The organism is Bacteroides sp., from assembly GCF_030151085.1.
Lineage (GTDB): Bacteria > Bacteroidota > Bacteroidia > Bacteroidales > Bacteroidaceae > Bacteroides.
Map to the genome: position 1 here is coordinate 1 of NZ_JASLER010000017.1, position 18,764 is coordinate 18,764.

9 protein-coding genes are annotated in these 18,764 nt (G+C 44.8%); all 9 read right to left on the minus strand.

Annotation, left to right across the window (positions count from 1 at the left end; translation table 11 throughout):
• Positions 1 to 1,809: glycoside hydrolase family 172 protein (locus Q1W14_RS03615; RefSeq protein ID WP_300699372.1), on the minus strand; the 1,809-nt coding region annotated here is incomplete at its 3' end.
• An 87-nt stretch (positions 1,810 to 1,896) separates the two neighbouring features.
• The gene (locus Q1W14_RS03620) at positions 1,897 to 5,514 is read right to left on the minus strand and encodes a glycoside hydrolase family 38 C-terminal domain-containing protein (protein ID WP_300699362.1); all 3,618 of its coding nucleotides are present in this window, start codon (positions 5,512 to 5,514) and stop codon (positions 1,897 to 1,899) included.
• Positions 5,515 to 5,695: 181 nt separating this feature from the next.
• Complete coding sequence (locus Q1W14_RS03625; RefSeq protein WP_300699363.1) at positions 5,696 to 8,677, minus strand: GH116 family glycosyl hydrolase; 2,982 nt, start codon at positions 8,675 to 8,677, stop codon at positions 5,696 to 5,698.
• A gap of 29 nt (positions 8,678 to 8,706) precedes the next feature.
• A complete protein-coding gene (locus Q1W14_RS03630) occupies positions 8,707 to 10,803 on the minus strand; it encodes a hypothetical protein (protein WP_300699364.1) in 2,097 nt (698 codons plus the stop codon).
• Between the two features lie 73 nt (positions 10,804 to 10,876).
• Positions 10,877 to 11,290, minus strand: a complete 414-nt coding sequence (locus Q1W14_RS03635; RefSeq protein ID WP_300699366.1) for a DUF4945 domain-containing protein — start codon at positions 11,288 to 11,290, stop codon at positions 10,877 to 10,879.
• A 24-nt stretch (positions 11,291 to 11,314) separates the two neighbouring features.
• The gene (locus Q1W14_RS03640) at positions 11,315 to 13,144 is read right to left on the minus strand and encodes a RagB/SusD family nutrient uptake outer membrane protein (RefSeq protein ID WP_300699367.1); all 1,830 of its coding nucleotides are present in this window, start codon (positions 13,142 to 13,144) and stop codon (positions 11,315 to 11,317) included.
• Between the two features lie 21 nt (positions 13,145 to 13,165).
• A complete protein-coding gene (locus tag Q1W14_RS03645; protein ID WP_300699368.1) occupies positions 13,166 to 16,354 on the minus strand; it encodes a TonB-dependent receptor in 3,189 nt (1,062 codons plus the stop codon).
• 41 nt (positions 16,355 to 16,395) lie between these two features.
• On the minus strand, positions 16,396 to 17,592 hold the full coding sequence (locus tag Q1W14_RS03650) for a glycoside hydrolase family 172 protein (RefSeq protein WP_300699369.1): 1,197 nt from the start codon (positions 17,590 to 17,592) through the stop codon (positions 16,396 to 16,398).
• 106 nt (positions 17,593 to 17,698) lie between these two features.
• Positions 17,699 to 18,764: glycoside hydrolase family 172 protein (locus Q1W14_RS03655; protein ID WP_300699371.1), on the minus strand; the 1,066-nt coding region annotated here is incomplete at its 5' end.

An 18,764-nucleotide genomic window follows, 5' to 3' on the forward strand; every position in this document is an offset into this window, starting at 1 on the left:
ATTGGTTTGTTCGGTCAACTGTATCTCGCCTACACAGAGCTTTTCTTTGCGCACTTCCTTGTCTTCTTTGGTGCTGATCCAGTCGGATAGTCGCTTCTGGCGTTGCCACACCTGGATGTCGGCACCGTTGGGCTTGGCGTAATAGTTCAAAAGTACACGGTACTTGCCTTCGGGCACATCGTTCAGCATCAGGCGTACTTCACCGCGTTGGCGTGTAGTCATACGGATGCCCCGTTCGTGGGTCACTTGCATTCCCCAGCCCGGTGTGAGTAGCATCAACTGTGGGAAGTAGACATGTTCACGAGGCAGATAGACTTTGCGCAGTTCATCGGTAGGCTCCATCTTGCTTTGTAGCGGACGATCGGCATAGAAGAAGGCGATGGAGGTGTAATCCACAGGGAAATTGTTGCGAACTTCGCCGTGCTCCATGGCATGATAGATTTCTTTCTCGAAAGACATCTTGTCCGAGAGGAAGAAGCGGTAAGCACCGGTACGACCCATCGGAAGCGAATAGTCCAGACAACCGTGCAGAGGAAGGCTATTGCCACGATCCCAACGGTCGAGCACGGCATACCAGCCACCATTATAATAGTCTTCGGAACCCGTTCCGTGCAGACGCATCTTGTTGTCTACATACGTGCTGTCGTCGCCTTCGAAGAAGAGTGTCATGCCGGCACGCAGACCTTGTGCTTGATGAATGGTGCCTACATAGTGTCCTTTCCCTTTCATATCGAGGAATTTGAAGAATTCGCCCAGTTCAGGTTTCTCACGATGCCACAGGGTGTAGAGTTTACCTTCTCCTTTGGCGTTGCGCGGATTGTTGTTGTAGTACACCTTTACGTTGACCGAAATAGGGGTTTGCTCCATATCCGCACGCTTCTTGTAGATCAGCTTCATAGAGGCGGATTTATCGTAGGGCATGGGCAGGTAGCAATAGTTCGCCGTTCCTTGTTTACCCATCAGCATGCCGCGCATGGCTCCTTTGCCGTATGCATAACCAAAGAAATCGGCAATAGGAGAATAGATAGCCTCAACCGCCTCGTTATCCCAAGTGGCTGAAAGGAGTACATCTTTGTATATACCTTCGAACGAACTACCTGCATCGATGGTGAAGCCAACGATACGACCCGGCTGGTTCTGCGTGAAGAAGGGTATCTCCTCGCCCGGCTTCAAGGTAAACGATTGCTCTGCGGTATTTACATTAGCTGATTGCCCGGTGGTGAATCCTGAAACTTCGGGGGTGATGTCCGCCCAAAGGTTGTTAACATCCGCTATCAGCGACTTATATTGCTGCGAAGGGTCGCCGTCGAAGGTCACTACATTCTTTCCCGGCAAGTTGCGGTACTGAATCTGTATGAATTCAAGCTTCGGGCCATCGAATTCAATCTTGCACGACTTCTTGTAAGTGATGGGTATGTAGCAGTAGAAGCCGCCTATCTCATTGCCGCAAACGGGCTTTAGGAAAGGATATACGTTGCCCGAGAAGAGGTCGGAGAACTTGATCTTGAAGCCGGGTTCTTTCTGCCCGTCGAAGTAGAAGTAGAGCATGTGATCGGTAGGGGTAGGCGTCCAAATGCGGTTGATGACACCGGGGCCTTCCATTTCGGCTATTACCAGTTTGTCGCCTTCTTTACGCAAAAAGGAGTAGGTTCCGGCAAAGCCGTCGTCGTTGCCTCCGGTACGGTCATAGCTGGAGAATTGCTCTACCAGTGAGTTGGTGCGATACTCGGGGAGTTTATCCACACGCTTCAGGAGTTCCAGCTCGTCGATCCATCGATAGATGTTTTGGGCGGTAAGCGGTGTACTCATCAGGGCAAAGAGAGCCAATAGGGCAATTATGTTGTTCTTTATGATATTCATTTTTCGTATTGTTTTTTGGGGTGTTATTCAAGGAATCTAATACAGCTCCATCTCATTTATCCGCAATACCTTCATCCCGATGTTCTGTGTAGGACGGGTAACCAGCAGACGGATATAACGTACTGTAGCAGGTTTAAAGGTACGCAACATGATGTCCGACTCGTTTCCATCCACATAGTCGAGGGTGGTCCACTCTTCGTTCAGGCTGTTGCGTCCTTGCAGGAAGCAGGAGGAGGTGATAAACGCCTGGTCTTCGTTACCGGCATTGTACATCTTCCAACCGCTGACGCTCTTACCTTCACCTAAGTCAAAGTCGGCATAGTTCAAGGCGGCGTTTACTTCGCACCATTTGGTCTTGGTATTGCCGTCAATCATTGCCTGGGGCGTCTCACGTTCATTGATAGAACCGGAGTATCCAAGTAACTTTGCATCTCGCATCAGATTCTCTTTCTTTACTTCCGCCTCTTTCACTTGTGCTTCATTCCCTTTATTGGCTGTGCGGAACAGAGAAGTGGCAAGCTGAACCGACTTCTGACTCTCTTTGGCCAATGTAGCAGCAAAAAGAACAACCTTCTCATTTTGAGGTAGAATTACACTGGTAGCTCCAGCGGGAATATCCATACAGAACTTGAACATGTAGGTAAACTCATACGCTCTATCCTCTGTAGTAGAGTGGCGGTGTGTACCTACGTAAGCTATTTCAGCCTCTTTCAAATAACCGGCAGTATGCCCGGTATGCCCCCACTGACCCACAAAGCCGGTATAAGACGGAACAGCAAATTCAGCAGAAGAACGACCACTGCGGAAGGTAGCCTTATAATCACCATCCGTGGCAGCAGCCAGGAAGTAAAGCTTAGTATAGGTATGTCCTTTCGGCAACAAAATGGTATCACCTTTACATACCAATCCATTGGCAGCATCCTTCGGTCCGAAACGGAACGGTACTTGATGTACATTCAGGGAGTCGGGGAAGAGTTCGGCGGCAAATGAGTAAGCTCCATCGAAGTTACCATCTCTGCGGAATTCATTAAATGAGGCACATTTGAGATCGTACTTCAAGGGCAGTTCGGCATAGCTATTACCATTGATGGGCAAAGCCGAAGGTTTCAAACGAACCTTATAGGTACGGATGGAGTACGGGGTGATGTTTACTTTGAGCTTATTGCCTGCAAATGAAGCGCTTCCTGCAGTCTTCTCGGTACCATCGGCTTCGGATGCACTGAGTATATCGCCAGCAAAAGTCAGTGATGCTTGCTGCGGCTTCTCGCCACCGGTTTCATAAACGCGTACCACATATTCGTCGCCTTCTTGTGCTTTCTTGAGAGCCTTGATTACTACATTGCTGTTATCAGAAGAAACAAACGAAAACTCTTTGCCAAGTGTGCCTTTATGGGCATCCGTACGGAAAGCTTTCAACTTCTGATTGTATGCTTCAGCCTTCTGAGCAGTGGCGGCTTTATCCAAAGAACCTTCGTGGGGAATCAGGCTATAAGTAAAACAATGATGTCCGTAGTCCTGACGGTTCTGGTAAGAGTAGTTGTTTTGGGTATCTGGTGTATGCAGTAAAGTCAATCGGAGGGTGTTGTCATTGGGCTTGTCCCAGCCATACTTGCTATCGCTCAGAATAGTTACACCGCAATTGCCACTCTTATCGGTCAAGTCAACCCATTGTTGAGCGTAAACTTCGTAGGCGAGTTCGGTATTGTTACCACGCTTCACACTACCTATGCCCAGGTCGTAAGTGGCTTCGGTATTCGTTATATTCAGCGGGAATTCTGCTTTCAGCAATGCGTTGGTCGATGCCCAATCCACTTCGTTGTAAAAGTCGATACGTTCGGCGTTGGCGCCTTCGTTGAGGTGGATGTATTGCTTGAAGAGAGATTCGCCGTACTTCTTCTCGATGCAGAGCGTCTGGCGCAGTGCTCCGTTTTCTATACGGGTAATCTTCACGTCTTCCGTAATTGATACAGGATCACGGTCGAGGGTAGCCTTCAGCACTTCCCATGCGGGCCATTCATACGACTTGTTTTCGTTGAACAGTGCCAAGCGAATACGTTTGCCTGACTTCACCAGTTCGCGGTCGTTCTTCTTGTCGAACAAGGAAACAATATCGCCTGCATGATCTAAGGATAACTTATATACAGAGTTTTCCAGTACACGATTATCTGTATTAGCAACAGCGGTTGCTTTACCTGAACCTGAAGAGAGACGTACATCATATACCGTATATCCGGTGGCGGGTACACTGGCTTCTATCAATAAGCGGGCTTTTCCATCGGCATAACCCAATAGTTGTGAGGCAACCTTCTTGCCCGAAGCATCGTACACCTCTACACTGCGGGGCGCCGTAGCACTGGCTATTTCTACTTCCGATAATTCAGTTACCGGATAGCCTACGGCATTGAAGAATACAACGGGAGTTCCTTTCACCCGCGTATCCATCTGCCCGATAACGGCATTAGCCGATGAAGCAAGTGTAGCGGAGAATTGTTGCAAGGAGATCAGTTCATCGTTCCAAGAGAATTCGTATGCACGGGGAATGCTGGTTCCCGTCAGGTCGTCGTGGAACTGATGGAATATAAAACGTTTCCAACTTTCGTCGAGCATCGCTTGGGGATATTCGGCTTGATTCAACCATTCGGCAGCTACGGATGCACGTTCGGCGGCATCACCCAGCAGTTCGTTCTGACGGTTGTAAAGCTTCATCGCGGCTTGCGAGGTGTAACAGCCTGTACCATGTACATCCATCAGAAACTCGCCGTTGTACTGGGGCAGTTCGGGATGATTATTATAGGGCTGGTACTCTTTGTACAGTTGGTCGCTGGTGACGCTTTTAATCTTCAACGGGCCTTTGCCATCGAGGGAATTCACTACAGCGCGCACGGAGGTCAGGGTAGGTGAACCACCTACATCGCCTGTACCGTAGTAACGATAGACTTGATTGAGTGGTGTACGGGTGGCAAGTTCTGCCAGTCCCTTATTCTGAGTCAAGTCTTCATCATTCCAGCGTGAATTATAATCGTAACCGTGGGCAAACATGATGGTAGAACCGTCTACTCCTTTCCACAGACCCAAGGTGAAAGGGTACTTCTTGGTACCGAAGTGATTGCTATGAGTACGCCAGTCCAGCTTCTGCGACGAGAAGCCTATCAGTCCGCAATGGGCAGCCACGGTGGGTAGTGTCCAACCGAAACCAAAGCAGTCGGGCAAGAAGATATCGGTACTCTCTACGCCGAATTCGTTGCGGTAGTATTGTTGGCCCAACGTGACATTTCGAATAAACGACTCGATAGAAGGTACCAGCACGTCGGTAGCGTCCCAACTGGCTCCGCTGATGTGCCAACGGCCTTGCTTGATATACTTCTTCATGAATTCGTATTGCACGGGGTAATACTCCTTCATCCAGGCATACTTCACACCTCCCTCGAAGTTGAAGATATAATCGGGGTACTGCTTCAACAAGAAGAGGTTCTGGTTGATGGTGTTCCATACATATTGTTTGATAGTAGTCTGTATGTCCCAGTTCCATTGGGTGTCCAAATGGGCATCGGCAACCATGTAGACTTCGGCTTGCTGCTTCTGTCCGGCATTTTGGGCGTATGACCCACTTGCTAATAGCAAGGCAGAAGCCAATACGACAATGTGTCTTTTCATTTTCAATGTTTATCTGTATTAATTGCCCTTCAGACTATTCTGAAAGGGGATTGCTGGAAGTTAACTTCCAGTCTGCTGGATATATACATCCAACGTGCGGCATCTATATATCCAGCAGATTGGCTATATACATCCAGTAAACTGAATATATATAGCCTGAGAACGGCCTATTCAATCGTGCTTATTCTTTAATGTCATAGCGCTTTACGTCAATAGTTCCGTAAACAACATCCAAGGAAGGCTTTCCATTTTTCAGCTCAATAGTACCAAAGCCCGTGGCAGTACTGATGAAACTCTTGAAATCACCTACTTTTGAATCGATGTACATGGTTTTGGTAACTGCATCGTATCTTGCTCCGGTAAGTCCCTGCAACATGCCATAACTTGCCATGGCACGTGCATACCAGTGTCCGCACTCTATTTCGTCGAATGGATTGCGCACTCTGCCGTCATAGCGTTTGCGGCATTCACGAACAATATCCAAACCTTTCTCTACCTCACCTTTCAACATCAAGTGACTGGCTACTTGGTATTCGATTCCCGTCCACACTTCATTGCTATAAACGAAAGGCAATGATAAAGCACCACCTTTAGGCCAAGTGCAGAGCAGCAGACCACCTTCATTGCCACAAGCGTATGCGGGACGTTGCGGGTTGTAATGGTCGGTCAGATCATTCTTCAAGTTATACTTATGTATGGATACGAGATGACTCTTTACTTTTTCATTATCCACTACCTCGTTCAACCCACATACCGAGGCCATCCACATGCCCAGAATACCATCGGACAAGCATCCGGTTCCATATTGATATTTCGGTCCTTCGGCTTTAAGTAGCTTCAATGCTTCGTCCGAATAGCTTCCTCCAAAAGACATTACGTTTACAGGATTGGGAGCTTCAAGACCTTCCCACTGAATCTTCTGAATGAAGTATTCGCCATCGTAAAGGGCGGTTTCCATATACTTCTTGCCTTTCGCCAGCAAAGTTTCATATTCCTTGGAAGGCTGTTTCAACGTCTTGCTCATTTCCACCATAGCGGTCAAGGCTCCCAGGTAGAAGCTGGTGCACATACCGTTCGGTCCCCAGAACTCGATATCGTAAGTATTATGATGAGGTTCTTCTACAATGCCTTTGTGCTTGGGGTCCCAAGTGCGGATGCAATAGTCAAGGCTTGCCTTTACTGCGGGATAAAGTGCTTTCATCCACTGCGTATCACCACTGACACGCCATTCGCGATAGACTTTCATGATACCACCCAACTGACCATCGGCAGCGGCATGGAAGCTATGAGGAGGTGTAGAGATAGGCATATTGGCACGGAAGGTTTGATGTCCTTCGGCGTTCTGACTTACATTAAACTCCGTTTCGCGCAAGGTGCGTTCCATAGCCGGGAACAGATGGGATAAAGCCTGTGCATAGTTCCATACATGCGTGCAACTACCGTGGCATGAACCTACCTGATCGGCACAACCTTCCCACGCCCAAAAACGTCCGTCCCATTGACGCAACACGGTGGGCGACTTCAAGATAGTAAGATTGGCAGCAACAGCTTCTATTACTTCAGCCGGCAGAGTGGAATCATAGAATGCATGGCAGAACAATTCACTATTCTTCTTCAAGGTAGCACAGTTGGCATTCCAATACTGTATCACTTCATTCAGATTCTTGAAACGTTCGGAATACCAAGGGCGATAGGTTGACTCACCGTCTTCCGCCTCGGCTACAAACTTCTTTTCGTCGGCAGAAGAGTCTATTGTATGCCATTCACCCCATCCCTGTCCTTCAAAATCGGCCAACAAAGTAGCTGTGGAAGACAAGGCTCTGAGATCTTCTTCTTTATTGTTCGTCAACACAAATTGGTCGGCAAGGACATGTCCCCAAGGATGAACATCCAAATCAATCACTTTAATGCAGGCCTTCTTTCCTTGATAAGCCTTCAAGTCCCATACAGCTTCATTCAATGTCTCGGACATGTTTCCAACTGCTGTCTGTACAATCTTGCCGTCCACTACCAGATTAACGGAAGTGCGGTCTGCCTGATTGCCTCCACCTACGAGGAACTTCAAATATCTTTTATCTATCTTGAATTCGGGAGATTGTATAATCCCCATCAAGCCATCACCCCCTTGTTCGAAGGAGTTCAGTAATTGTTTTCCCGCATAACCGATCACCGTTTGCTGACCTGCGGCTGTGCCTTTGGAAGGATTGCCGGTGAATGCTTTGCCCGTCTTACGGGCTACACCGATAGAAAGATCCGAATCGGGCAGATACCAGCAGAAATTCACTTTAACGGTTTTCGTTTCACCCGGTTGCAAAGTGAGCGGAACATAAACGGATGCTCCGGGTGCGGCCTCTTTTACAGGTTGATTATCGGGCATCTTTCCATATCGGATGTTGTCCCAAAGCACCGTCTGAGGATCGAACCATGCACCGCGAAACCAGCAATGATCCACTACCGCTGCGTCATTGTCTACATAGATAGCCAGTCCGCCGTTATCGGAATCATTCAATACAAAGCCGTTCTTTGTACTCTGTATAGCACCCCTACCGTCTACAAAGTTTCTTGTGTTATAGGAAAAGACCGTTTCGATGGATTTACCGGTGGTATTTGTAAACTGATACTCCAATACACCGACGGGCAGACTGGAATTATTCTCATCCGTAGGGATGAAAGGACTCCAACCTACAATCTTTACATCCAGAGGAACATCCTTATCTTTCAAATCTATGGTTGCAAAAGGGAAGCGGGTCTGAAATACCGCCTCTTCAAAGCGGGGCAATCCGTATGTCTTGTCTCCCCTACCCAGCCCGCTCTGAACGGGACCGAATAGTTTCCAGTCAGGCACTTGTCCTTCGAGCACCTTCGTCCCTTGTGCGGCACCTTTCACGTGAATAGCCGCAAAAGTATAAGGTTCGTTCATCAAATCGGGATGATGATGAAGCGATACGTGTGAGATGGCTCCGGTACCCTCCAGGCAGAACATGCCTGCTCCCATACCGCCGATGGGAAAAGCAATGCGGTTGAGGTATTCGTTGCGATACTCACTGTTGAATTCTCTGTTTGATTTCCCGAAGTTAGAAGCTTCGGATTGAGGCATTGCCTGAACCGGCAATAGCGTTGCCATGTTTAGCAAAGCTAATAAAGATAGTGTCTTTCTTACCATGGTGTTATTGTTGTTTAAGTGTTTGTCAATTAATCTATTTCTCCAAATCTATCTATAATCCGATTATAGGCTTCGGCAGCTGCTCCGTTTCCCCAATCATAGATGGTAAACTCTCCCATGCCTTCACCTTCGGGGGTGGTACGACCGCCATGTCCGTAATTCTCCATCGTAAAACCGTAATCTGCTGTGCCGAAGAATGGGTATACTTTCTCCCACTGCAACTTGGTTTGAGGATTCTCAGGGCAATACATCATTACAAAAGATGCTTTCAAAGCAGCATATCCACGTTCTATGTATTCAAGCTTATTCAGGAGCTTACCATATTGAATAATCAACTCGGCAAACAGGCTTTGGCGTGAATCATTCCATTCGCCATCGGCATTCAACACACCGAACCCACCCAATACATTTACATACATATATGGAGGCTGCCACGATGCTTGGGTCATAAGCAGTTCGTCCAGCGTACGTTTTCCATAATTGAGGTATTCTTTCTTCTGTGTCAGGCGGTAGGCTTCCAACAAAGCTTCTGCTGTCCAAAACATAGAGAAGTTATTTTGTTTGTACATATTGTTCCTCGATACTTTCTTACCTAACAGATCATTTGCTCCATAGCGCGAACATGACCAATAAGTCTCGAAGTCTTCCCACCTGCCTGCCGGAATAACCTCGCGAATCACCGCATCCATTGCTTGAAGTGCAGCCCGTTTATATTCTTCCTTACCGGTTAGCTCATACAATTTCAGCAGGAAAGTAACGGATAAGGATGTTTCGGGTGAATCGTTCAACTCTGCCAATGGTTTCAACATTTGCATGTCAAGCCAGCCGGGGAAGAAACCATTCTTCGATTGAACGGCAAGCAACGATTTAGCATAGTTTTCTGCATAAATCAGAAGTCGGTTATCCTTTTCCAACTCTTCATACCATCGAAGCATTAATAAGGCTGTCCAACTCATATCCAGAAGATGGTAAGGCGACTCTTTCGGGTTCCAAGTTTGAGGATTCCGATTAGAATTACCCCAGTAGTAAGTGTCCCAACCTTTGCTTCGGTTATATTTCTTTCCGCCAATTTCTACCTGATGCATTTCAGTACCGATTAATCCGGGGAAGAAGCCATCTTTCTGCGGGAAAGCCAGAGCAAGTTCTTTGGTAAGATTCGCTTTTTCAAGAAGTACTTTATTATTTGTCCTTCGGGCATATCGGTATAATCCACTTGCCGAACGCAGGGAACTGAACCAGGCTTGATTCCATACAGAACGAAATTCACGCTCGTTCACTTCTCCCGGAAAATTAGGGCTTTGTGTGACGTTTACAATAAATACCGGTGCGCCGACTGTTTGCCCATTTAGCTCAAATTGTTGCCAGACATTCTTTTCCCATGAGTGGAATGCCCAATTATAGGTATGCTTTACATAAACTTCGAGGTCTCCTTTTACAGGATTACCTTGGTTATATTGTTTACGTCCCCAACGGTTCCATATAAATGCTAATGGCTTCTGAAAAGGATTCTGCAATGTTTCTTTGTCGTCGAAGTGCATCAGATAAAATCCAATCTCGATATTTCCTTCGGGATAGGTGGTAGTGTTGGCGCGTTCGAAAAGAACATGTTCTGATACATAGCTGTCGCACATTCCAAGCGTAAGTTTATTGTTGGATGCATCCAAATCCATGTACCAACGAACAGGAGTTCCCTTCTGCATAATATCCAAATCAGGAACAAGAATAAGCGACTGGTTCTGATCTGAAACAATCAATGCAGGTGAACGAAATACATGCTGGTCGATAATGTTCTTACCGGTAGGTGTAAGATGTGGTGCCCAATGGAACGAAGGTGAAAAAGCAGGCTTTATCGTCGCTTGCCAATCAACTTGCTTGATTGCCTCTTTAAGTGCAAAAGAGAATTTTATGTATACCGTATGTTTATCTATTTCTTTTATAGTACTCTTGCCTTTGGCATTTCCCAACAGATCATACTGTATGGCATCGATTGCCGCACTGAACTTAGGTGGAAGTGCATTTCTATTAAGTTCTGCTTTCCCTTCTGGAGGATGTTTTATTTGAGCAAACGCATTCATTCCAAACATAACTATCCAAACTTGAGCTATGATAAAAATATATTTTGGCATAAGACTAATCAAAAATGATATATAGGAGGGTGTGTCAAGTATCGGCACATCCTCCTATATGATAAAGAACTAATTATTGTATCTCAATAACTTGACCCTCGGAGTAAATTTTGCTGGAAATTCCAGGTTGCTTTGCTTCATCATTCAGATAACCTGTTAATTTCACAATGAACCTATACTTTCCATCTGCTTTGATTGCAATATTTTCAGCAGATGTACCTTCGTCGACTATAGTAATCTTATCTGTATAGATACCATTTTCAACCTTTTGTATACTTATCTCTAAAGGCCTTATAAATTCAGCAGGTACATTACTAGGGATCTCCCAAGTAAGTTTGACTGTACTTCCTTGTATTGAGTAATCAAGATTCTCTACTCTAGGCAGAGGATGGTGAATTCCCTTGCTGTCGATTACATCTCTATCGTAACAGCTTGTAAACAACAAACTGACGAATGCCACTATAAAGATTCTGGCTATATTTTTCATAATTGAAATTTTAAGAGTTAGACATTAATATCCCGGGTTCTGCGTGTAGCTTCCCTTTGCATATTTTATTTGCTGTTGAGTTAACGGGAAATACTCATCACGACCAGCAGTAAAGCGGGCAATGTTGAACCAAGGGAAGCGCGTTTTTTCAATGGCAAAATATGCATTCATCGTTTCTGCCAAAGTACCCCAACGCTGCAAGTCGAAGAAGCGATGACCTTCGCAAGCAAACTCCAAACGATTCTCCCACACCAGTGCCTTCCAAGCATAGTCTTTCGTCCAATTGCAGTTAACCCCCGGTTGGTAGGTAGCCACATGATAGTTCATTGTAGGTTGGTTATCGGCTGTAATCAAACGAATTCTACTGTTGGCAGCACGTGAGCGAATTTGGTTAATTAGCGGCAAAGCTTCCATCTCTCTATCCAGTTGAATCAGAATTTCGGCTTTCCACAACAAAACATCGTCATAGCGGATCAACTTCTTGTTCATAGAGTTAAATTGCCATCCGTCGTACATCAAACAACCGCAATCGGGATCGGGCATATCTTTGATAGGCTTCAAGAAACTATAAGTAATAGGGTCACGGCTGGCAGATGAATGGAATAGCAAGTCGGGGTTATACTTCCAAGGCTGACCCGGAGCTACCATAGTATGGCTGAAACGAGGGTCCCATGTATATTTGTCGAAGTAATCTTTGGCACCACTGTTAACAGCTTCCAGATCGTAAGAACCGTCAGGATTTTTGATATATTGACCGTAATCGTCATCGTTATAGTCTTCAAAACGAGGCAGACCGTTTTTGTCTGTTTTGAAGGCATTGGCCAAAGTATAGCTAGCGTGATTGAAGTCACAACATTGGAATTTGGCATTACCTTTTTCATCTATGGGCCACATATACGGATGGTTCAAACCCTCACCACGATTGATGCGACCACCCGAGGAAAGTCCATCGTTGATAGAAAACTGTAACTCCCAAATTGATTCCTTAGTGGCGTTGTCATATTGCAATAAGAAATTGTTACCGAAGTCTGACTCTAAACCTACACGGTCACCTTCTTGGGCAATAATCTTGTCAATATAGGGTAGAGCATCTGCAAGCATTTGCTTGTTGATGTTGACTACTTGGTGACGGTCATCTTGCTCGTAAGCCATATTCAACATGGTTCTGGCAATCATGGCAGTAGCAGCATTACGACTTATACGACCTTTGTCTCTTTGATCCAATGGTAATAGACTTTCGGCTTTCTTGAAATCATCGAGGATGCGTTGCCATAAGTAGAGATCGTTTGTCTGACCCGGTTCACGGTTGGGTATGGCTTCGAAAGCTGCGGATGTACCTACAACGTTCTCATCAATGTAGGGCATGTACTTCCAAAGTTTCTTCATCCGATACAGTGTGAATGAACGGATAAAGAGCACCTCACCCATATAACTGTTTTTCTCAGGCAGCTGTTCTTCTGTAAACTGTGCCATTCTCTGAATAGCCGTGTTACATCTCTGAATGACTTGGTAAGACGTATACCAAGTTCCGTCCAGTCCACCTGTATCAGGGGTGGTATTGGTGAAAAGCGACATATTGCCAAATGAGCCAACGGCATCAGCAGTACCACCACCACCTTTGTAAGCGTCATCCGAACGCATGGAACCGGACCACCAGTACATATAAACAGATTCAAACGAACCTATTTCACACATACGAGCATAGGCAGCTGTTACAAAACCTTCCATATCGCTGGGTTTGCTAAGTATATTTTCATCCAATACTTGCTTTGGATTGACATCCAGATATGAATCGCAGCTACTGACTCCCAACAGTGCCAACAATGCGATTGATAAAGAATATATTCTTTTCATAATTTCTTCTTTTTAGTTAGTTTAGAAAGTAACGTTTATACCAAAGTTAAAGGTAAACGGTGTTAAATAAGCGTAGGAAGGACGTTCTGGATCGAAACTGGTGTACTTATCGGCTCCCCAGAACTTCTTCAACGTGAATACATTATCTGCAGAAGCATATAAACGGAGATTCTTCATGTATATTTTCTCAATCAGACGAGTCGGGAATGTGTAGCCTAGCTCTATATTTCTCAACTTAATGTACGAACCATCTTCTACAAAATAAGAAGAGAATCGTTGTTCGTTGTTAGCGGTATTATTTGTCATAGCCGGAATATCGGAATTTGGATTGCTGGGTGACCAGGCATCTAGCATACGGGTAGCATGATTCTTCCAAGCCGGATTTGTATAAAGCCAAATATCACTTTCTTTCTTCCAGTCACTGTTTACGTCATTACCGAATACACCTTCGAAGAACAAATTCAAGTCAAAGCCTTTGTAAGCAAAGTCAAAGTTAAGTCCACCGAAGAAGTCGGGATCGGAACAGCCGAGCCAAGTTCTATCGAATGTTTCATTAATTACACCATCACCATCTAAATCTTTGTAACGGATACGTCCTACTGCCTTACCGGGCTGATCGGCATGGGCATCCACCTCTGCCTGTGTGCGGAAGATACCATCGGCAACCAGACCATACATGGCATTGGGTGAGCGTCCTATAATCAAGTCGCGTACACCGTCACCGGCATATCGATTGATTACATCTTTGGGAAGCTCAGTTAATTCGGTCTTGTATGAACCAACATTGGCTGTGATGGCCCATTGGAATTCGCGAGTAGGTTCACTTCTGAAAGTCAGAGCAAATTCCACGCCTTGGTTGTTCATGCTTGCACCGTTTATCCAAGGTTCACCACCTTCACCCATGGCAGCAATGTATGGAGTACGTACGAGGATGTCTTCGGTCTTCTTATAATAGTAGTCGAATGAACCCGTCAGGCGTTGGTTGAGGAATCCGAAATCAATACCCAAGTTGGTTTGCTTTGTAGTTTCCCACTTCAAGTCAGGATTGCCGAGCCAGGTTCTTCTATAACCTGATTGCAGATTACCGGTCTCTTGTCCCTCAATAGGATAGGCAGTGTCAAAGTAACTGGTAGTAAAAGGAGTAGTAGTGTAACCACGGGGCAGACCTTGAACGCTACCATTAGCACCCCAACTCAGGCGGAGCTTCAAATCAGAGAGCCAGTCGGCATTTTCCATAAAAGCTTCATCCTTGATTCTCCAACCAGCAGAGAAAGCAGGAAATACAGCGTAGCGGCTGTTGGCACCAAATAAAGACGAACCATCACGCCGCACCGTAGCAGACAACAGGTATTTACCTGCATAGGAGTAGTTGGCCTTGGCAAAAAGAGAGAAGTAAGCATATTCGTCAGCAGAGCTTTTCAAGGTAATTTCACTTCCGGTAGCAACACCGAGATGAGCGAAATCACGATCTTCCAGATAAAGACCTTCTCTTTTAGCAGAAAAGCCTTCTTGTACGTAACGAGTGAATTCTGTACCGAATACGGCGTCAATATGGTGCTTGCCGAAGCTTTGGTTATAAGACAAAGTATTAGTCCATACATAACTTAACGGATGAGACTGGTCGCTAGTTACATAGTTCTTGGTATTACCTCTGAATCCTGTTTCAACAAAAGCGCCATCAACGGCTCTAAAGTAAGCGTTGCCATAGTCTACGCCAAACTGAGTTCTGGCTGAGATACCATTCCATATATTTACATCCATAAAGATGTCACCGACAATTTTTACGTAGTTGTTGATATTATCCTTACCCATAGTCATCATACGTACCGGGTTGTTGATATCATCAAGTCCGGCTGGACCTGCCCAGTTACCGTTTATGTCATAAACAGGAACGATAGAGGGCATAATCATAGCATTAAATGTTTGATACTGATCTTTATATTGCAAATAAGATATAGCCAGGTTTTCACCCACTTTCACGCGGTCTTTGATAAGATCGTATTCCGTATTAGCACGTACTGAATATTTCTTGAAGAAAGAGTGAATTTGTGTACCTTGGTTATTGGAGTATCCCAATGAAAATAAGCTCTTGGCTTTATCAGTACCATTGGAGATGGTGATTTGGTGATTGGTCAGGATAGCTGTACGGAATATCTCGTCCATCCAGTCCGTGTCGGCTGTTCTCACCAGTTTGTTGTTATCCAGGAATTCTTTTGTCTTCATATTATCCATTACCAGCATACCGTCTTCACCTCTGTGGTATTCATACTCGTAACCATTGGGAAAAAGCAAAGCAGAGCCGTAAGTAAACTCATCATAGGCAGCAGCGCGGAAAGCGGCGATACCGAATTGTTCGGTATTCATCATCTCTGGTTTGTTGAACACTTTGCTGACGGAAACACTACCATTATATTCGATGTTTGTTTTACCGGCTTTACCTTTCTTGGTTTGAATCAAGATTACACCGCCGGAAGCTCGTGCACCGTAAATAGATGCAGAAGCCGCATCTTTCAATACTTGAATGGATTCAATATCACCTGAGTTAATATCGCGGAGGTTCAAGTTCTGTGTCGGCATACCGTCCAATACGATCAGGGGAGTTACAGCACCGGACAGAGAGGATAGACCACGTATCTGTATATTTACATCCTCGGCTGGGTTACCACCGTTAGTCGATATCTTCACACCGGCCATCTTACCTTGCAAAGACTTCATGGCATTGGCGGAAGTGTTTTTTATGTCTTTCGTTCCTGCCATGGATACCGAACCGGTCAAGTCGGCTTTTCTCTGGGTCATATAACCGGTATATACTACCACTTCAGAGAGCATTGTAGCATCACTCTTCATGACAATATCCAAGGATTTCAAACCTTTAACAGAACGTTCTTCTGTTTTCTGACCGATGAACGAAAATACCAATATTGCATTTTCATTGGGAACCTTTATTGAATATTTCCCTTCTATATCAGTGGTAGTACCTATTGAAGTACCTTTAACCAGCACGTTTACTCCAATAAGAGGCTCGTTAGTGCCTTCTTCCAGTACTGTTCCCTGAATAATTCTTGTTTGCTGCACTTCGTTGGGAGCGTTCATTTCAACGGCATTTGCTTCCGGTACAGTAGTTGCAGGGGATATTCCTTCTGCATGTACTGCCAATGATAGCATTGATATCAATGCTATGCAGCTACTCCTTTTTCTAAAAATTCTCATAATACTTTGATTTAATCATTAATAAAAATTCATAGTAATATTTATTCATTTCCCCATAAAGTAGAGCCATTTCCTTTATTCTTTCTCCACTCATGACGCCATTTATGAATATCTGTTGAGTTTATCATTGGTTTCAATCTGCGTTCTTCTTTCGTAGGAGCTTTGGGTAACACGTTCGCTTTGTCTTGATACCAATAGGCAACACTTGCCATATCCAGAGTAAGATTATTATTATGACCATGTTCAATAGTAGCCTTCAAGCTTTTTTCAAAGAAAACAGGATCATTAATAAAGAATCGATATACATGCGTACGGCCTAACCAGCCAATATCATTGTTTACACGAGGATAGCCAAAGTAAGGATGAGAGAATACTTCTTTCGGACACCAGGAAGTATTGAAGAAATCTTCTGTACCGGTACCAATCATCGAAGGGGTTGTTTCCCCATCAATAAACCACATATCATCACCTTCACCATACCACATAGGGGTGGGACAATGCACATAGTAGTTGATACCTACGAAATGACCTTTACCCTGAATATCGGCAAATACATAATTGTTTTCACCGGTTTTGTTTTCGCCTTCTTTACCGGTTACTCCCCACTCTGTTTCGCCTTCGGGAAGAGCTTCAGTCAACTCATGATTGTACCAAGCATGGAAGCGTCCCATATCTTCGGGAAGCTTTTTCATTTCCAGATAGTCTACATAGAAATAGAAAGCATCGATCTTTTCATTCGTTTGATTCTCTATTTCAATGCGAGCTCCTTTGGCAAATGGCATAGTGAAATAAGAAGATAATCCTGTTCCATTGCCCGGTCCTGCTGATAAGGGGAATGATGCATAATTGTATTGCTCATTCCAACCCTGCCCGAAGAATGGACCAATGGGAGATTCTACGGAAGGATACTCGTTTCCATCCCAATACATGCGGATAATAATATCATTTCTGCATAAACGATCCGGTCCCGGAGCTATAGTAATCCAAATATGATTAATGACGCCCGCACCCGAAATCTCAGCTATTGTGCGTGTTTCTCCCGGTTTGATGTCTTTCAGATGATCGCGGTTGTTACCACTCCTGTCATAACTACTGACGCGACGATTACGAACACCGTTTTTCATCTTCGCCAAATCATGTAGTTCTCCTGAGACGTTTACTTGTGAAATACAAGGGGGATTGCATAACCATAGACCTATGATTAGCAACAATACCGTTTTAAAGTAATGTTTCTTCATAAATTAAATGTGTTTTAAATAGTGAATCAAATAGTGCTTTTCCTTCTGCGTTATCTTATTGAAAACAATCTTTTTACCTTAATTGAAAACCTATTGAATACGAATCTTACCATTTCGGAATTTCCAAATCATCTTTGCTTGGCAGAGCCGGGAACTTAGCATGTGGTTCTGTTTGATACCAGAAGCTGGTCGAAGAGATGTCGGATTTCTGGTTATTATAACGTCCGTCATGACGCCAGCCCAAATCCTGAATAGTTACTTTCAAATCCTTATCGAAACGGATAGGATCAAGAATATGCCAGCGATATAATCCGAAAGCGGTCACTGCACGGTATAGTCCATCGGGACGGATCACCTGATGCATTCCGGCGTATGGAGTGGTGAATTCCTGATATTGACGCGTCTTGGAGTTTTCGAAGTTGTAGGAACCACAGAAATAATCTTCAGCTCCTGTTCCGCAAATAGTAGGATATTCTTTATCACCATCCATATAGAATTTGATTTCACCTTCACCCCACCAGCAATTATCGTTCACACGCCAAGCCAGGTAAGTACCTACGTACTGTCCTTTACCCTTTACACCATCTATCAAAGTATGCAATGAACCCTGTGTTGGATTGGAACGACGGAACTGAGCATGGAAATAAGCTTCATCTTGAGGAACATCAGTCAACGTGTAGTTAATCTGATAGTATAAACGCATTTCATCTCTTGTATTGATGTTCTCTAAAGTGATACGTGCTTTTTTACGGAAAGGCATTTTCCAATAGCAATTGAATGCACTACCCGGGTTTACACATACAGCCAACGAACTCAACTGAGCATATTCATTGTAAGCACTTGCAAAGAAATCACCTACGGGACATTCTACAGATGGCTCCTTTTCATCATCCCAATACATCCTGAGAATAGAAAAACGCCAGTTCCCAGTAGGAGTCATCCATATTTGCTGAATAGCTCCGGGACCTTCAATTTCTGCAATTGTGATGGTTTCTCCGGGATTAACTATGATAAAAGGATTCACTTTCCAACCTTTACCTAAATCTTTGGCTGCGTGATGCGCATTAGCAACATTACGTTTGTCTTTGTCCTTCACAGGATCAGCCATGCCTCCTTTACCCTTTTCTCCGGTATAATTTTCAGGACTGATAGAGCGTGTTTTCGCATTGGAC